This is a genomic window from Oleiphilus sp. HI0066, assembly GCF_001635725.1.
This window is the reverse complement of the sequence record NZ_LWFH01000370.1, coordinates 1-601: the sequence shown is the minus strand read 5'-3', so window position 1 is coordinate 601 and position 601 is coordinate 1. Positions and strand designations below refer to the sequence as shown.

General features: G+C 39.8%; 1 protein-coding gene. It reads left to right on the top strand.

Translation table 11 applies throughout. The features are described from left to right. Positions 1-30 precede the first annotated feature (30 nt). Complete coding sequence (locus A3738_RS05190) at positions 31-456, top strand: MAPEG family protein (protein ID WP_068500090.1); 426 nt, start codon at positions 31-33, stop codon at positions 454-456. The last annotated feature ends 145 nt before the right edge of the window (positions 457-601 follow it).

Sequence of the window (601 nt, the reverse complement as noted above, 5' to 3'; positions counted from 1 at the left end):
AACTTCTCACGACAATAAGAAGGTTTAGAGATGACTATAACTAATGAAATTTTAGTTCCTGTAGTAGTGCTTGTTGCATGGTCGCTTGTGCAATGGTTGTGGATGTTAGCAACCCGACTTCCCGCAATTAAGGCGTCAGGAATGACATTAGACGCAACGATTCCTACCGGCGAACAAATGGCAAGTTTGCCATCGAAAGCGAGGTGGAAGGCTGATAATTACAATCATCTAATGGAGCAGCCAACTGTATTTTATGCGCTTGCGATAAGTATGGCTTTACTCGGTCTTGGAGAGGGTTTGAACGAAACACTTGCATGGGCTTATGTGGGCTTGAGAATCGTTCATAGCTTGTTTCAATCACTCGTTAATAAAATTGAATTGCGTTTCATGTTATTTGCGTTATCAAACGTGCCGTTATTCTGGTTAACGATTAACACTTTGACCTCATTATCGTAGCGATTTGCGAAATTAGAGATGAGCCAATGGCTGTCACGCTCATCTCTAATTACCAGATTTAGAAATCTAACTCTTTTATTGTTTTGACTATTTCAATTGGGATGTGGTGTTTCTGATTAGTGTTGTAATCAAAGAACACAATTGT